We start from the raw sequence: 17,116 nt of genomic DNA, 5'->3' as shown, positions 1-17,116 counted from the left end.
GCCTAAATCCCCGTGCAATTTCCTCGTTTAACTGTCAGCTCTGCGCAACTGCGCTCCGATATTCCCCGGCTGGAACCCAAGCATGAAACGCTCTCGACCTGCCCGACGCGCGCTGCTGGTGATCGCGTGCCTGATTCCCGTACTCGGCGTTGCCGCCTGGCAGGTGTTGCCGCCGGGCCGCGACACCCTGGCCACCGTCACCGTGACCCGCGGCAACATTGAAAACAGCGTCACCGCCCTGGGCACCCTGCAACCGCGCCGCTATGTGGACGTGGGCGCCCAGGCGTCCGGGCAGATCCAGAAGATCCACGTCGAGGCCGGCGACCGCGTCAAGGAAGGCCAGTTGTTGGTGGAGATCGACCCGTCCACGCAAAAAGCCAAGCTCGACGCCAGCCGCTACGCCATCGAAAACCTCAAGGCGCAGTTGCAGGAACAAAAAGCCCTGCACGAACTGGCACGCCAGAAACACCAGCGCCAGCAACGCCTGGAAGCCGGCAACGCGACCCGCGAAGAAGACGTGCAAACCGCCAAGGCCGAACTGAGCGCCACCCAGGCGCGGGTCGCGATGTTCCAGGCGCAGATCCTCGAAGCCCAGGCCCGCCTGCGCAGCGACGAGGCCGAGTTGGGCTACACGCGCATCTATGCGCCCATGGACGGCACCGTGGTCGCGGTGGACGCCCGTGTCGGCCAGACCCTCAACAACCAGCAGCAGACCCCGCTGATCCTGCGCATCGCCAAGCTGTCGCCGATGACCGTGTGGGCCGAGGTCTCGGAAGCCGATATCGGCCACGTCAAACCGGGCATGACCGCGTATTTCACCACCCTCAGCGGCGGCAACCGGCGCTGGACCAGCACCGTGCGGCAGATCCTGCCGATCCCGCCCAAGCCCTTGAACGAAACCCAAGGCAGCGGCAGCCCGAGCAGCGCCGGCAAGACCGGCACCGGCCGCGTGGTGCTGTACACCGTGCTGCTGGACGTGGACAACACCGACAACACGCTGATGGCCGAGATGACTGCCCAGGTGTTTTTTGTCGCCAGCCAGGTCAAGGACGCCCTCACCGCCCCCGTTGCTGCACTGCAAGGCAGCCACAACGCCGACACGCAGATCGCCCGCGTGGTCGCCAAGAACGGTCGTATCGAAGAACGTGAAGTGCGCCTGGGCATCAGCGACCGCCTGCGCGTCGAGGTGCTGCAAGGCTTGAACGAAGGCGATCACCTGCTGATCGGCCCGGCTGACGGCAACGGGGGTTGAGTTGACCACGCCCCTGATCGAACTCAAGAACATCCGCAAATCCTACGGCGGCGGCGACAGCCCGCAGGTCGATGTGTTGCGCGGCATCGACCTGTCGATCCACGCCGGGGAGTTTGTCGCGATTGTCGGCGCGTCCGGCTCCGGCAAGTCCACGCTGATGAATATCCTCGGCTGCCTCGACCGCCCCACTGCGGGCGACTACTTGTTCGCCGGGGAAAACGTCGCCCACCTGGACGGCGACGCGCTGGCCTGGCTGCGCCGGGAAGCGTTCGGCTTTGTGTTCCAGGGCTACCACCTGATCCCGTCGGGTTCGGCCCAGGAAAACGTCGAAATGCCGGCTATCTATGCCGGCATCAGCGCCACTGAGCGCCACGCCCGCGCCAAGGCCCTGCTCACGCGCCTGGGCCTGGCCGACCGCACGGCCAATCGCCCGCACCAGCTTTCCGGCGGCCAGCAGCAACGGGTGTCGATTGCCCGGGCGCTGATGAACGGCGGCCATATCATCCTCGCCGACGAACCCACCGGCGCCCTCGACAGCCACAGCGGCGCCGAGGTGATGATCCTGCTCGACGAACTGGCAAGCCAGGGCCACGTGGTCATCCTGATCACCCACGACCGCGAAGTGGCGGCGCGGGCCAACCGCATCATCGAGATCCGCGACGGCTTGATCATCAGCGATTCGGCCACCGATCCAAGCTATGTGCCGGCTATCGCCAACAGCGACGCCCTGCAAGCCGTCGACCTGCGCCAGCGCCTGGCCGACGGCGCCGAGCACAACGGCGCCTGGAAAGCCGAGCTGGTGGACGCGGTGCAGGCCGCGTGGCGGGTGATGTGGATCAACAAGTTCCGCACCGCCCTGACCTTGCTGGGGATCATCATCGGCGTGGCGTCGGTGGTGGTGATGCTGGCGGTGGGCGAAGGCAGCAAGCGCCAGGTCATGGCGCAGATGGGCGCGTTTGGCTCCAACATCATTTACCTCAGCGGGTCCTCGCCCAACCCACGCACGCCGCTGGGCATCGTCACCCTCAACGATGTGGCGGCGCTGGCGGCGTTGCCCCAGGTCAAGCGCATCATGCCGGTCAACGGCAGCGACGCCGGGATTCGCTTCGGCAACCTCGACTACCTCGCGTATGTGGGCGGCAACGACATCAACTTCCCGGACATCTTCAACTGGCCGGTGGTCGAGGGCAGCTACTTCACCGAGGCGGATGAACGTGCCGGTGCCACCGTTGCGGTGATCGGTCATCGTATCCGCGAGAAACTGTTCAAGGATGTGCCGACGCCCATCGGCCAATACATCCTCATCGAAAACGTGCCGTTCCAGGTGATCGGCGTGCTCGCGGAAAAGGGCTCCAGCTCCGGCAACAAAGACAGCGACGACCGCGTCGCCATCCCCTACACCGCCGCCAGCGTGCGCCTGTTCGGCACCTACAACCCGGAATACGTGGCGATCGCCGCCGCCGATGCGCGCAAGGTCCACGAGGCCGAACAGGCCATCGACCAGTTGATGCTCAAGCTGCACAACGGCAAGCGCGACTACCAGTTGACCAACAACGCGGCGATGATCCAGGCCGAGGCGCGCACGCAGAACACGCTGTCGCTGATGCTCGGCTCGATTGCCGCGATCTCGCTGCTGGTGGGCGGCATTGGCGTGATGAACATCATGCTGATGACCGTGCGCGAACGCACCCGCGAAATCGGCATCCGCATGGCTACCGGGGCGCGCCAGCGCGACATCCTGCGCCAGTTTCTCACCGAGGCAGTGATGCTCTCGGTGGTCGGCGGCCTGTTCGGCATCGCCCTCGCCTTGCTGGTGGGTGGCGTGCTGGTGCTGGCCGAAGTGGCGGTGCAGTTTTCCCTGGTGGCGGTGCTCGGCGCATTTGGCTGTGCGCTGGTCACCGGTGTCATCTTCGGCTTTATGCCGGCCCGTAAAGCTGCCCGGCTCGATCCGGTTAAGGCGTTGACCAGTGAATAAATCCTCCCTTTACCTGCCCGGCCTGTGCCTGTTGCTCAGCGCCTGCGCCGGCCAACCGCCGGCCACCGACAGCGGTATCGCCGCGCCCGCCGCCTGGCAATACGCCGAACGGGATGCGGCGCAGGTCACCAACGGCCGTTGGTGGACGCAATTCGCCAGCCCGCAGCTCAACCGCCTGATCGACCAGGCACGGCGCGACAGTTTCGACGTGGCCGCCGCCATGGCCCGCGTGCGCCAAGCCCAGGCCAGTGCGGTCATCGCGGGCGCGCCGATGCTGCCCGAGGTAAATTTCAACCTCACCGCCAGCCGTGAACGGCTGCTGCGCGGCAGCGGCAATTCGGACCTCAATGCCACCGAAAGCAACAACACCGTCAACAGCTTCGACGCCAACCTCACCGCCAGCTATGAACTGGACTTCTGGGGCGGCCGCGCCGCCGCCCGTGACAGCGCCGTGCACACCCTGCGCGCCAGCGAGTTCGACCGCGCCACGGTGGAGCTGACCCTGCTCAGCAACGTCGCCGACCGCTACGCGCAAACCCTCGCCGCGCGCCAGCGCCAACAGATTGCCGAGCTCAACCTGGCCAATGCGCGCAACGTGCTCGACCTGGTGCAGACGCGCTACAACGCCGGTTCCGCCACCGCCCTGGAACTGGCCCAGCAGAAAAGCCTGGTGGCCAGCCAGCAGCGGCAATTGCCGCTGATCCAGCAATTGGCCGAAGAGTCGCAGATCACCCTCGCCGCCCTGCTCGGCCAGCCGGTGCAAGCCGTCGACCTGGGCAGCGAAACCTTCCACACGCTGAGCTGGCCGAGCATCGGCCCCGGTGTGCCGAGCCAGTTGCTCAGCCGTCGCCCCGACCTGGCCCAGGCCGAGGCGCAACTCGCTGCGGCAAGCGCCGACGTGACCGTCGCCCGCGCCGCCATGCTGCCCACCGTGACCTTGGGCGCCACCCTCGGCAGCGGCGCCTACAAGGCCAACGAAATCCTGCGCAGCCCGTTCTACACCCTGACCTCCGGGCTGGTGGCGCCGATCTTCAACAACGGCCGTTTAAGCGCCGAGCGTGACAAGGCCCGCGCACGCCAGGATGAGCTGCTGCAAACCTATCGCGGCGCGATCATCAATGGCTTTGCCGATGTGGAAAAGGCCCTCAGCAGCATCACTCGCCTCGACCAGCAACGGCAATGGCAAACCGAGGAGCTGCAACAGGCGCAGACCGCCTTCGGCATCGCTGAAAGCCGCTACCAGGCGGGCGCCGAAGACTTGCTGACGGTCCTCGAAACCCAGCGCACCCTGTACGCGGCCCAGGACTTGAACGTACAACTGCGGCTGTCTCGGCTACAAGCCAGCATCGCTTTGTACAAGGCATTGGGTGGCGGTTGGAAAACCGATATCTGATAAACAAAAGTCCGCTTTCGTACACTAGGCGTCTGCTCAACCTACATTCATCAACCCCGGGGCCTTGGTAAAAAAGCCGCTATCTCACGGCTGCCCGGGACCTCTTGATGACTGTTGTAAAAACCCTGATGTGCGCCGGTCTCTGGCTGGTCACAAGCCTCGCCCATGGCATGCCGCTGATCGCACCCACCGCCATCGACTGGCAACTGGACTGCCAACTCCCCCCGCTTAAACGCCTGGAACCCGACGTACTGGAACGCACCCAGTGCGCCATCGTCACCGTACCGCGCAACTACGCGTCGCCCCGCCAAGGCAGCCTGCGCCTGTACCTGACCCGCGTCGGCGCCCGCGACCCGCTGAGCCGTGAAGGCGTGGTCTTCGCCCAGCCCGGCAACAGCCCCCACGCCAATCACAGCGGTATCTTCGCCATCCTGCTGGCCGGCAGTTGGGGCGCCTATTCCACCCAGGCCTATCGCACCTTGCTCAATCGCTACGACGTCATCGAACTCACGCCCCGCGACCTCAACCAGGAGAACGGCGTCGAACACGCGGCACGGGATATGGAGTTTGTCCGCGCCCAACTCAACGAGCCCCACCTGCATTACCTGGGCAGCGCCGACGCCACCCGTCTGGGCAATCGCTACGCCACGCTGTTTCCCGAGCGTGTCGCGCGCATGGTGTTGGTCAACACAGCCCCCGGTGAAACAGCCGCGCCGCTGGTTGACCAACTGCACCTGCGGGAACCGGCCACCCAGCGCGCCAACGGCTGCGTCAACCAATGGGTCGGCGACTTCCTGATCTATGGCAAACAACCGCCACCGTCCACACGCTGCCTCGACCCGGGCGATTGGGAGTAACCACCCGTTTGCGACCTGTTCCCGCCGAAAACGACACCCTGCGTTGACGCTCCAGCCCAATCGTTATTAAGTGCTATTAATCCGCATTAATACGATAAATCGAACTTATGCTAAGCCGCCCGCTGAAACGCAAACGCCAGAAGCTGTCCGACGTGATTGTCGAGTCGGTCAAGCGCTCCATCGTCACCGACGCCTTGAAGCCCGGCGACCGTTTGCCCACCGAGCGCGAGCTGATGGAAAGCTTCCAGTGCTCCAAGGGCTCGGCCCGCGAAGCGCTCAAGGCCCTGGAAGTCGAGGGTTTGGTGAGCACGCGCACCGGGCCGAGTGGCGGTGCATATCTGAACCAGGCCGGCACCGAGCCGGCCAGCCGTGCATTGCGCAACTACCTGCACTTCCAGCATCTGGACGGTGAACAGGTCTACCAGTTGCGCAAGGTGATCGAAGTGGAATTGGCCGTCTCGGTGCTCGGCCGCCTCAGCGAAGCCGACTACCAGGCCTTGCAGGACAACGTGGAATTCTGCAGCGCCCCGGAAGACAGCGAGGCCGGCCAACGCGAGCAGCGCCTGGCGGAACTGGAGTTCCACAACCTGCTGGCCAAGGCCTGCCCCAACCCGTTGCTGAGCTTTATGGCGCAGTTTCTCAACGACCTGCTGCGGGATCTGGTGGTGCTGAAAAAAGCCTACAAGCCCAAGCGCAAGCAGTTCGACGCGGCCAACCTCGACTATCACAAGCAACTGCTGATTGCCTTTCGCGCCGGCGATGAAAGCGCGGTGCGCAGTTTGATGCATGAACATATGTGCGATGCCGAACACCATATGACGGCGCTGGAAGGTGAAGTCAGCCCGCACTTTCTACTGGAGTTCGATCACCGCCCCTGAAAACCCCACAACTCCAATGTGCAAACCCGATCAATGTGGGAGCTGGCTTGTGTGGGAGCTGGCTTGCCTGCGATGGCATCACTGCGGTCTCGCTGACAAACCGAGGTGTCTGCATCGCAGGCAAGCCAGCTCCCACAGAAGACCGAGTTGACCTGATAAACCGAGTTATCCAATAACAAGCCTGCCCACAGGCCCAAGCTCCACCGTATCGCCCTTGCCGCTCCTGCCAATAACTAAACCAGGGAGTCACCCCATGCAGCGTCGTACGTTATTGAAAGCCAGTCTCACCGCCGCCGCCGCCCTCAGCCTCCCGCTGAGCGTGCGCCACGCATTCGCCGCCGAGCCCTTTACCTTTTACGGCCTCAAGTCCATGTCTGGCGCCTTTGCCAGCTATGGCAAATTTGCCGACATGGGTTCGCGCCTGGCGGTGCAGCAGCACGCCGAGATACTCGGCCGGCCACTGAACTACAAGGTCATCGACACCGAAGGCAACGCCGGCAAGGCGGTGCGCAAGGTGCAGGAAGCCATCCAGCAGGACGGCGCGCGGTTCTTCCAGGGTTGCACGCTGTCGTCGTCGGCACTGGCGGTGGCCAAGGAAGTGGATAAGGTCGGCGGCGTGTTCATGACCCCGGTCGGCGCCGATGAAGTCACCGGCAAGGACTGCAACCATGCGACGTTCCGCTGGTCGGTGCCTACCTACGGCGCGATCCGCGAGACCATGTTGCCGCTGATCAAGCTGCTGCCGGACGCCAAGCGCTGGTACACCATCACCCCGCAATACGTGTTCGGCGAAGCGCTGCTGGAAGGCGCGAAAAACGTGCTCAAGGACAGCGGCCTGGAGCACATCGGCAACAGCTATCACTCGTTGCAGGAACAGGAATTCTCCGGCTACCTGACCAACGCCATCGCCGCCAAGCCCGATGTACTGGTGCTGCTCAACTTTGGCAGCCAATCGTCCAACACCCTGCGCCAGGCGGTGAACTTCGGCATCAAGGAGCGCATGAAGGTGCTGCTGGTGTGGTCCGCCGGCCTCGATCAGTTCCAGGAGCTGGGCAGCGACATCCTCGAAGGCGTGTACCTCGGCGCGCAGTATTGGCACCAGGTCGACACCCCGCTCAACCGCGAGCTGGTCAAGCTGACCCAGGCCAAATACGGCATCAACCCCACCTACCCGCTGGCCGCCGACTACATCAGCACCAAGGTCATGCTCGACACCATCATCGCCACCGGCAGCTTCGACGGGCCGACCGTGGCCAAGGCCATGCAGGGCCTGAGTTTCGATGGCCCGACCGGCAAGGAATCGATCCGCGCCGGCGACCACCAGGTGATCAAGGATTACTACCTGCTGATCGGCAAAGCCGCCAGCGAGATGGCCGACAAGGACGACCTGGCCAAGGTGCTCAGCGCCGGTCAGTCCTTCCCGCCCGTGGAAGCCACAGGCTGCACGCTCGCCTGACCCCCTGAACATTGCCGAGCAGGGCCGCGCAAGCGGCGTCCTGCCGAGGGTTCCTGCATGCTTAATCTTTACCTGTTCCAGATACTCAACGGCCTTGGATTGGGGATGATCTACTTCCTGATCGCCGTCGGGCTGACGATCATTTTCGGCCTGCTCAACTTCGTCAACTTTGCCCACGGCGCGTTCTTCCTGCTGGGCGCCTACATCTGCTACACCGCCGTGAGCCTCACCGGCAACTTCTGGCTGGCGCTGCTGATCGCGCCGTTGGTGGTGGCCGCGCTGGCGTGGGTGATCGAGCGCCTGTTGATCCAGCGGATCTATCACTTGCCGCACATGTTCCAGATCCTCGTGACGCTGGGCATCGCGCTGATCATCCAGGAAGCCAGCGTGATGATCTGGGGCCCGGTGGGTAAAAGCGTCGCCGTGCCGGAACTGCTGCGCGGGGTGTTGGTGGTCGGCGACTTTGTGTACCCGCATTACCGCCTGTTCCTGATCGGCTTTTCCGCGCTAATCGGCCTGGGGCTATGGCTGCTGCTGGAACGCACGCGCTTCGGCGCCCTGGTGCGCGCCGGCAGTGAAAGCACCGAGACCGTGTCGCTGCTGGGCACCAATATCTTCCGTTTGTTCTCCATGACCTTCGCCCTCGGCGTGGCCCTGGCCGGCGTTGCCGGTGTGCTGTTCGCGCCGTTGCGCGGCGCGCAGCCCTTTGTCGGCCCGGAGATTCTCGGCGTGGCCTTCGTGGTGGTGGTGATCGGCGGCATGGGTTCGTTCAGCGGTGCGCTGGTCGGCGGTTTATTGGTGGGCGTGGTGCAAAGCCTGATGACCACACTCTGGCCCCAGGGTGCGAGCCTGATGATCTACGGCGCGATGGCCGTGGTGATTCTGGTACGCCCTTACGGCCTGTTCGGGAGAGCCTGACATGAGCGAGAAAAATCCCCTGCCGTTTGCCAAGACCCAATCGCGCGCGATGTTGCTGTGGGTGTTGGCGGTGCTGATCGGCCTGCCGTTGATCTTGCCCTCGGCGACCCTGGCCACCGAGATCCTGATCTTTGCCATGGCGGCGCTGGCCTGCAACCTGCTGCTGGGCTACACCGGGCTGTTGTCGTTCGGCCAAGGCATCTTCTTTGGTGCCGGAGCCTATTGCGCGGCGCTGCTGATGTTGCACCTGCAAATGGGTCTGTTCACGGCGCTGCTTGGCGCTGCCATCGCCGGTGGTTTCCTCGCGCTGCTGGTGGGCGCCCTGGCGATCCGCCGCACCGGTATCTACTTCGTGATGCTGACCCTGGCGTTCAGCCAGATGGCCTACTTTGTCGCCTACACCCTCAGCGACTGGACCGGCGGCGACAACGGCCTGCTCAGCGTGCCGCGCCCGGAAATCCGCCTCGGCGACACGGTGCTGCTATCCCTGGCTGACGCCCGGGCGTTCTACGGCTTCGTCGCGGTGCTGTTCCTGCTGATCTTTATCGGCGCGCGCCGGGTGATCGCTTCGCCGTTCGGCAGCACGCTGATGGCGATCCGTGAAAACGAAACCCGCGCCTCGGCCATCGGCTACGACACGCGCCACTTCAAGATCCTCGTGTTTGTGCTGTCCGGCGCCGTCACCGGGATTGCCGGGGCGCTGTACGCCATGCTGCTGCACTTTGTGCCGCTGTCGAATATCGACCTGGCGATGTCCGAGAACATCCTGATCATGACCATCGTCGGTGGCACCGGCTCGTTGTTCGGTTCGTTGCTGGGCGCAGGGTCCATCGTGCTGCTGGGGGATTTCCTCTCGGACCTGTGGCCACGTTGGCTGATGCTGCTGGGGGTGATCCTGATCCTGGTGGTGATCTTTATGCGCGGTGGTTTGTGGGGCGGCCTGGCGTCGCTGTTTGAAAAACTGCGCGGCGCTCGCAAGCCGGCTGTCGTGACCAAGGAGGAAGTGCTATGAGCATCCTGCTGGAAACCAAGGACCTGGAACTGGCCTACGGCGCCTTCCATGCGGTGAACGGCGTCAACCTCAAGGTCGAAGCCGGCACCATCCACACCATCATCGGCCCCAACGGTGCGGGCAAGACCAGCCTATTCCATTGCCTCACCGGCGAACGCCAGGCCACCGCCGGGGCGATCCACTTCGACGGCAAGAACCTGATGCGCAAACCGGCCCACGGCCGCGTCGGCCTGGGCATGGCGCGCTCGTTCCAGCTCACCAGCCTGTTCCAGAACCTCAGCGTGCGCGAAAACCTGCGCCTGGCCGCCCAAGGCCGCGACGGTGCGCGGGCGCTGAACTTCTGGCGCCGTGTCGACAGCAAACGCGAACACCTGGAGATGGCCGACCAAGTCCTGGAACGCCTGCAACTCACGGCCCGCGCCGACACCCTGGCCGGCGAGTTGTCCCACGGCCAGCAACGGGTACTGGAGGTGGGCATGTCGATCTGCTCCAAGCCAAAACTGTTGATGCTCGACGAGCCCACCTCGGGCATGGGCATCGATGACATCCCGATCATGACCCAACTGATCAGCGACCTCGGCCGCGACCACACGGTGCTGCTGATCGAACACAACATGAGCATCGTCATGTCCATCAGCCAACGCATCACGGTGATGAGCCACGGGCAGATCCTGGTGGAAGGCACGCCGGAATTCGTGCGCGCCGATGAACGTGTACGCACCGCATATCTTGGGGAGGCTGCCTGATGCTGATCGTCGAGAATATCCATTCCTACTACGACAAGAGCCACGTGCTCGAAGGCGTGTCGCTGACCGTCAACCCCGGTGAACTGGTGACGCTGCTGGGCCGTAACGGCGCGGGCAAGACCACCACGCTGCGCAGCATCCTCGGGATCATCTGCCCGCGCCAGGGCCAGATCCACTTCAACGGCCAGGCGCTGGTGGGGCAGAAGATCTTTGAAATTGCCCGCCAGGGCTTGGCGCTGGTCCCGGAAAACCGGGGGATTTTCCGTTTGCTCACGGTTGAGGAAAACCTGCGCATCGCCGCGCGCAAGACCAGTCGCTGGCAGTTGGAAGACGTCTACGGCATGTTCCCGCGCCTCAAGGAGCGGCGCAAAAACGCCGGGCATGCGTTGTCCGGTGGCGAACAACAGATGCTCGCCATCGCCCGCGCCCTGCTCAACGATCCCAAGCTGCTGATCCTCGATGAACCCACCGAAGGCCTGGCGCCGGTGATCGTCGATGAGCTGGTGAAGATCCTGCGCAAGATCAAGGACGACGGCCTGCCGGTGCTGCTGGTGGAACAGAACCTGATGGTCTGCGACAAGCTCGCCGACCGCCATTACGTGCTCGAACAAGGCCGCGTGGTCTACGAAGGCAGCGCCGCCGCCTTCCGCGCCGACCCGACGATCAAGAACCGCTATTTGGCCCTGAGTGCCTGACCGGAGACTGCAGATGAATAGTTTTGCGCAACCGCTCCAGAGCAATGCCCCGCTGATCAACCGCGACCGCCTGTGGCAATCGCTGATGGACCTGGCCCAACTCGGCGCCACCGTCAAAGGCGGCGTGTGCCGCCTGGCCCTCACCGACCTCGACCGCCAGGCCCGCGACCTGTTCGTGCAGTGGTGCGAAGCGGCCGGGTGCAGCGTCAGTGTGGACGCCATCGGCAATATCTTCGCGCGCCGCGCCGGGCGCAATCCGGCCCTGCCGCCGGTGATGACCGGCAGCCATATCGACACCCAACCCACCGGCGGCAAGTTCGATGGCTGCTATGGCGTGATGGCCGGGTTGGAAGTGATCCGCACCCTGAACGATTTGCAGATTGAAACCGAGGCGCCCATCGAAGTGGTGGTGTGGACCAACGAAGAAGGCTCGCGCTTTCCGCCGTGCATGATGGGTTCCGGGGTGTTTGCCGGGAAGTTCGACTTGCAGGAGACCCTCGATAAAGTCGATGACCAGGGCCTGTCGGTGGGCGCCGAGTTGCAGCGCATCGGCTATGCCGGTTCCCGCGCGGTGCTGGGCCACCCGGTGGGTGCGTATTTCGAAGCGCATATCGAACAGGGCCCGGTGCTGGAAGACCGCGCCACCACCATCGGCGTGGTCATGGGCTGCCTGGGCCAGAAGTGGTTCGATCTGACCTTCACCGGCGTCGAAGCCCACGCCGGACCGACGCCGATGCACTTGCGCAAAGACGCCCTGGTGGGCGCCGCCGAGGTGGTCAGCGCGGTCAACCGTATCGCCCATCAACAACAACCCCACGCCTGCGGCACCGTGGGTTGCCTGAGCCTGCACCCGGGTTCGCGCAATGTGATTCCCGGCCAGGTGCACATGACCCTCGACCTGCGCCACCTGCATGCCGACAAACTACAAGCCATGGTCGATGAAGTGCGCGGCGTGATCGAAGCCACGGCCCAGCGACACGGCCTGAGTTTCGAGCTGACACCCACGGCGGACTTCCCGCCGCTGGACTTCGCCCCAGCCTGCGTCAACGCCGTGCGCGACGGTGCCATTGCCTTGGGCTTGAGCCATATGGACATTGTCAGCGGCGCCGGGCATGACGCGATTTTTGTCGCCGAACTGGGCCCGGCCGGGATGATCTTCGTGCCGTGCGAAGGCGGCATCAGCCACAACGAAATCGAAAACGCCGCGCCGGATGACCTGGCGGCAGGCTGCGCGGTGTTGCTGCGCGCCATGGTGAATGCGGCGCAAGGGGACCTGGCATGAGTGAGATCGGGCAACTGACGGCGGTGCAATTGCTGGCGCATTTTCGCGACAAGACCCTGTCACCGGTGGAGGTCACCGAAGACGCCTTGCTGCGCATCGAACGCTACAACCCGGCGGTGAATGCCTACTGCCATGTCGATCCACAAGGGGCGCTGGACGCGGCGCGAGCCTCGGAACTGCGCTGGCTCAAAGGCCAGCCCTGCGGCGCCCTGGACGGCGTGCCGGCCTCGATCAAAGACCTTACGCTGACCATCGGCATGCCCACCCGCAAGGGCTCGCGCACCTCATCCGCCGACGGGCCGTGGGATGTGGACGCGCCCTTCCCCGCTTTTATGCGCAAGGCCGGCGCGGTGCTGCTGGGCAAGACCACCACCCCGGAATTCGGCTGGAAAGGCGTCACCGACAACCTGCTGTACGGCATCACGCGCAACCCGTGGGACACCCGCACCACGGCAGGCGGTTCGTCCGGCGGCGCCGGGGCGGCGGCGGCGTTGAACCTGGGGGTGTTGCACCAGGGCAGTGACGCCGGTGGTTCGATCCGTATCCCCTGTGCGTTTACCGGTACGTTCGGGATAAAGCCGACCTTTGGTTATGTGCCGCAATGGCCGGCGAGTTCCATGACGATCCTGTCGCACCTGGGGCCGATGACCCGCACCGTCGAAGACAGCGTGTTGATGCTGCAAACCATTGCCCAACCGGATGCGCGCGATGGCCTGAGCGGCGCACCGCGAACCACGCCATGGTTGACGCCGGGTACGGACTTGAAGGGTTTACGCGTGGCCTACAGCCCCACGTTCGGGTATGTGGACGTGGACCCGCAGGTGGCCAAGGTGGTTGCCCAGGCGGTGGAAGGATTGGTGCAATTGGGCGCCCATGTCGAGCAGATCGACCCCGGTTTCAGCGACCCGCTGGAGGTGTTCAGCACGCTCTGGGCGGCCGGTGCCGCACGTTTGACCGGGTCGATGAGCGACGCGCAAAAACAGCTGCTGGACCCTGGCCTGCTGCGCATCGCGCAACGTGGCGAGCGCTTGAGTCTGGATGATTTCAGCGCGGCCCTTGAGGCACGGGCTGCGTTAGTCGCGCGGATGGCGGCGTTCCATGAGCATTACGATGTGCTGGTGTCGCCGATGATGCCGATTACCGCGTTCGACGCCGGGCATGATGTGCCGCCGGGCTCTGCTTTCCAGGAATGGACGGAGTGGACGCCGTTCACCTATCCCTTCAACCTGACCCAACAGCCAGCGGCCTCGGTGCCGTGCGGGCTGGCGGCGAATGGTTTGCCGGTGGGCTTGCATGTGGTGGGTGCGCGGTTTGCCGATGACACGGTTTTGCGAGTTTGCCAGGTGTATGCCAGCGCATTCCCTACCACACACCTGCAAGCGCCAAAAACTCCGAGTTGAAATGCGATTGAATGTGGGAGCTGAGGCTTTTGGGCCGGTGTACATATCCGTTATTTAGGTAACGGCCACTTAGGGTTCCGCTCTTACAGCGGCTCACTTTGGAAAAGCCCCAAAGTAAGCAAAGGGCTCTTGCCCCAACACTCGGCACCTCGCCTAGGCTCGGTGTGCCCGAACGAAGGCTTGAATCCGTGGGCCGCCGCCCTGCCGGGTTACCCACGGATTCAAGCCTGCGTTCGGCCAGCGTGTTTGACGGGGCAAGTGAGATCAAAAGCAAAAGCGCGGCGGCCTGAAAGCCGACCGATTTTTTGTGTCGATCTCGGTTCAAAATGTGGGAGCTGGCTTGCCTGCGATGCAGACAACTCGGTACATCAGGCACACCCAGTTGATGCCATCGCAGGCAAGCCAGCTCCCACAGGGGAATGCGCCAGCTTCATCGACAAGGCCGGCTGTCAGGCCGCCTCGCTTTGTTTTTGATTTTGATCTTGGGCGCCCCGTTAAACACGCTGGCCGGAATTCGGCAGGGATTTGGGGGGTAAACCGGCAGGGATGCCGGTTTAGCCGCCCCGCGCCATGGATGGCGCGTGGCGGCGGCCCCCCAAATTCATGTCGGATTACGGGCACACCGAGCCTAGGCGAGGTGCCGAGTGTTGGGGCAAGAGCCCTTTGCTTACTTTGGGGCTTTTCCAAAGTAAGCCGCCGTAAGGGCGGAACCAATATCAGCCGTTACCCAAATAACGGATATGTACACCGACAAACCGCCATCGCAGGCAAGCCAGCTCCCACACAAGCCAGCTCCCACAGTTCCAACCGCATTCCACTACAATGCCCCCCATTCATACCCGGGGGCTTCATGGACATCGAACTGGCACGCACCTTCCTCGAAATCACCCGCTGCGGCAGCCTCGCCGCAGCGGCCGAGAAACTGCACGTCACCCAGACCGCCATCACCGCGCGGGTCAAAAGCCTGGAGAGCCAGCTCGGCAGCACCCTCTTCATCCGCAACCGCGCCGGCGCCCGCCTGACCGCCGACGGCGAAGCCTTCGTGGTCTACGCCAACCAGTTGCTGCAAACCTGGGAAGCCGCGCGCCGCGACCTGCCGCTGCCCGAGGGCTATCGCAACGTGCTGCATATCGGCGGTGAGGTCAGCCTGTGCAACCCCTTGATGCTCGGCTGGGCCCAGGCCCTGCGCGAGCATATCCCCGGGCATGCGCTCCGTACCGAGGTGCGCGAGGGCGAGTATCTGCTGCGCCAACTGGAACTGGGGGTGCTCGACGCCGCGCTGGTGTTCCAGCCGCAATACTGGCCGGGGTTGCAGGTGGAGCAGGTGCTGGAAGAGAAACTGATCCTGGTGCAGTTGGTCAGTAACCCGGCGCCCTACGTGTATATCGACTGGGGTCCGGGTTTTCGCCAACAACATGACGCCGCCCTGCCCGACAAGGCGCGGGCGGCGCTGAGTTTCAATCTCGGGCCGCTGGCCTTGCAGTACATCCTCGAAAACGGCGGTGCCGGGTACTTCCGCACGCGGGTGGTGCAGAGCTACCTGGACAGCGGCGTGATGCGCCGCGTGCCAAAGGCGCCGGAGTTCAGTTTCCCCACCTACCTGGTGTATTCGCGGGCACGGGATTCGGCGGTGTTGCAGCAGGCGCTGGAACTGCTGCGTGACGTGGTCAAGGCCGAGAGTGACTGGTCGCAACGCTGGGACCCAGTACTTTGAAACACAAACGCGACTAGCAGATTTTTCCAGCCGGACTACGCTCAAGCCCCATCAAAAAAGCCAGGAGTTGGCATGCGTACCCGCTCACGAAAACTGCGTCATCTGCTGTTTGTCTTGCTGCTGGCGGTGGTGGCCTTCCTCTTGCTGATGCCCACCAAAGTGCAACCGGTGAACTGGGCACCGCCCAAGGCGCCGTCGATGACCCACGGGCCCTACGCTGAAAACCAGCGCCTCAAGGGCGTAGAAAAAACCGGCGCCCAGGGCATCGCCGGGCCCGAAGCGCTGGTGCTGGATGCCGAAGGTTTCCTGCTCAGCGGCCTGCATGACGGGCGCATCATCCGCACCGCGCCGGGTAGCGACACCCTGGAAGTGCTGGCCAACACCGGCGGGCGCCCCCTGGGCCTGGCACTGCACCCGGATGGGCGCTTGATCATTGCCGACGGCATCAAGGGCCTGCTCGCGCTGGACAGCAACCGCCAACTCACCACCCTGAGCACCACGGCCAACGGCGTGCCCTTTGGTTTTACCGATGACGTGATCGTCGACGCCAGCGGGCGCTACGCGTACTTCAGCGATGCATCGAGCCGCTGGGGTTACGGCCAGGATGGCGAAGCCGTGATCGAACACGGCGGCGACGGCCGCCTGCTGCGCTATGACTTCAGCAACGCCAGCACCGAGGTGTTGCTGGAGCATCTGCAATTCGCCAACGGCGTGGCCCTGGGCCCGGATGAAGACTATGTGCTGGTGAATGAAACCGGTGCTTATCGCATCAGCCGCTACTGGCTCAAGGGCGAACGCGCTGGCAGCCATGACCTGTTTATCGACAACCTGCCGGGGCTGCCGGACAACCTCAGTTTCAATGGGCGGGATCGTTTCTGGGTGGCCCTGTATTCGCCGCGCAATCCCCTGCTGGATAGCTTTGCCGGGTACCCGATGCTGCGCAAGGTGATGGTGCGGGCGTTGATGGTGGTGCCCAAGCCGATCGAGCGCAGGGCGTTTGTGTTGGGGCTGGATGTCGAGGGCAAGGTGATTGCGAACTTGCAGGATGGCAGCGCGGGGAATTACTCGCCGATCACCACGGCGCGCGAATATGGGCAGTGGTTGTACCTGGGATCGTTGAAGGGCACGGGGATGGCGCGGGTGGCGTTGGGGGTGGCGATTGCGGGGGAGTGAGTCACCATCGGTACCAGATCGCCCAGATGATGGATGCGACGATCCACACATAACCCATTCGATAGGGCCACAGTGCCCATCGTCTCAGCGCCATAGGAACAGATGCCAGTTCGGCCTCAGTTACGAGACCGGCCTTGATGTGAGTCTTTGGCATTGAAAGGAAGTCGACCATCAGGCCCATACGGTGAAACTTGTCTATCGGCTGGTTTCTTCCCCAGAAGCGCTTATGTCTGCGGACTTTTTCGTTTTCACTGAAATAGCTTTCCAGCTCGTCGAGTTTTCTATACTCCGCAAAAAGCAACAGCCCCCAGAGCACGAACGCCCCAGCCATCCAGACGATGGTATAAACAAGAAAAAAAGACATG

15 protein-coding genes are annotated in these 17,116 nt (G+C 63.8%); 14 read left to right on the top strand and 1 reads right to left on the bottom strand.

Annotated elements, in window-relative coordinates:
- The first annotated feature begins 82 nt into the window (after window positions 1-82).
- The 14 genes from ACU688_RS05155 (at window position 83) to ACU688_RS05090 (ending at window position 16,751) form a co-directional block, all read left to right on the top strand.
- Window positions 83-1,252: an efflux RND transporter periplasmic adaptor subunit gene (locus ACU688_RS05155; RefSeq protein WP_448183893.1), complete on the top strand. Its 1,170-nt coding sequence runs from the start codon at window positions 83-85 to the stop codon at window positions 1,250-1,252.
- Window position 1,253: 1 nt separating this feature from the next.
- Window positions 1,254-3,227 (top strand): MacB family efflux pump subunit, encoded by a 1,974-nt coding sequence (locus tag ACU688_RS05150; protein WP_448183892.1) that lies wholly within the window; start codon window positions 1,254-1,256, stop codon window positions 3,225-3,227.
- A complete protein-coding gene (locus tag ACU688_RS05145) occupies window positions 3,220-4,620 on the top strand; it encodes an efflux transporter outer membrane subunit (RefSeq protein WP_448183891.1) in 1,401 nt (466 codons plus the stop codon). The genes ACU688_RS05150 and ACU688_RS05145 overlap by 8 nt, the downstream gene beginning before the upstream one ends.
- 107 nt (window positions 4,621-4,727) lie before the next feature.
- Window positions 4,728-5,477: an alpha/beta hydrolase family protein gene (locus tag ACU688_RS05140; RefSeq protein ID WP_448183890.1), complete on the top strand. Its 750-nt coding sequence runs from the start codon at window positions 4,728-4,730 to the stop codon at window positions 5,475-5,477.
- Window positions 5,478-5,584: 107 nt separating this feature from the next.
- On the top strand, window positions 5,585-6,355 hold the full coding sequence (locus ACU688_RS05135) for a FadR/GntR family transcriptional regulator (RefSeq protein WP_448183889.1): 771 nt from the start codon (window positions 5,585-5,587) through the stop codon (window positions 6,353-6,355).
- A 253-nt stretch (window positions 6,356-6,608) separates the two neighbouring features.
- Window positions 6,609-7,811 (top strand): ABC transporter substrate-binding protein, encoded by a 1,203-nt coding sequence (locus ACU688_RS05130; RefSeq protein ID WP_448183888.1) that lies wholly within the window; start codon window positions 6,609-6,611, stop codon window positions 7,809-7,811.
- A 57-nt stretch (window positions 7,812-7,868) separates the two neighbouring features.
- On the top strand, window positions 7,869-8,729 hold the full coding sequence (locus ACU688_RS05125) for a branched-chain amino acid ABC transporter permease (protein WP_124529663.1): 861 nt from the start codon (window positions 7,869-7,871) through the stop codon (window positions 8,727-8,729).
- A 1-nt stretch (window position 8,730) separates the two neighbouring features.
- A complete protein-coding gene (locus ACU688_RS05120) occupies window positions 8,731-9,741 on the top strand; it encodes a branched-chain amino acid ABC transporter permease (protein ID WP_448183887.1) in 1,011 nt (336 codons plus the stop codon).
- Window positions 9,738-10,487 (top strand): ABC transporter ATP-binding protein, encoded by a 750-nt coding sequence (locus ACU688_RS05115; protein ID WP_010209301.1) that lies wholly within the window; start codon window positions 9,738-9,740, stop codon window positions 10,485-10,487. Before ACU688_RS05120 ends, ACU688_RS05115 begins: the two co-directional genes overlap by 4 nt.
- The gene (locus ACU688_RS05110; RefSeq protein WP_448183886.1) at window positions 10,487-11,182 is read left to right on the top strand and encodes an ABC transporter ATP-binding protein; all 696 of its coding nucleotides are present in this window, start codon (window positions 10,487-10,489) and stop codon (window positions 11,180-11,182) included. The genes ACU688_RS05115 and ACU688_RS05110 overlap by 1 nt, the downstream gene beginning before the upstream one ends.
- Before the next feature lie 13 nt (window positions 11,183-11,195).
- On the top strand, window positions 11,196-12,464 hold the full coding sequence (locus ACU688_RS05105; RefSeq protein WP_448183885.1) for a Zn-dependent hydrolase: 1,269 nt from the start codon (window positions 11,196-11,198) through the stop codon (window positions 12,462-12,464).
- Window positions 12,461-13,864 (top strand): amidase, encoded by a 1,404-nt coding sequence (locus ACU688_RS05100; RefSeq protein ID WP_448183884.1) that lies wholly within the window; start codon window positions 12,461-12,463, stop codon window positions 13,862-13,864. The genes ACU688_RS05105 and ACU688_RS05100 overlap by 4 nt, the downstream gene beginning before the upstream one ends.
- A gap of 850 nt (window positions 13,865-14,714) precedes the next feature.
- Entirely contained in the window at window positions 14,715-15,578 is an 864-nt protein-coding gene (locus ACU688_RS05095; RefSeq protein ID WP_448183883.1) for a LysR family transcriptional regulator, read from the top strand.
- Window positions 15,579-15,650: 72 nt separating this feature from the next.
- Window positions 15,651-16,751 carry an SMP-30/gluconolactonase/LRE family protein gene (locus ACU688_RS05090; RefSeq protein WP_448183882.1) on the top strand — a complete coding sequence of 367 codons (1,101 nt, stop codon included), beginning with the start codon at window positions 15,651-15,653 and terminating at the stop codon, window positions 16,749-16,751.
- 1 nt (window position 16,752) lies between these two features.
- Here the strand turns inward: ACU688_RS05090 and ACU688_RS05085 are convergent, their stop codons facing one another.
- Entirely contained in the window at window positions 16,753-17,115 is a 363-nt protein-coding gene (locus ACU688_RS05085; RefSeq protein ID WP_448183881.1) for a hypothetical protein, read from the bottom strand.
- Between the last annotated feature and the right edge of the window lies 1 nt (window position 17,116).

Source organism: Pseudomonas acericola (SeqCode), assembly GCF_053456465.1.
Note: the sequence above shows the minus strand (reverse complement) of the source record. Positions and strands in the feature narration are given on the sequence as shown.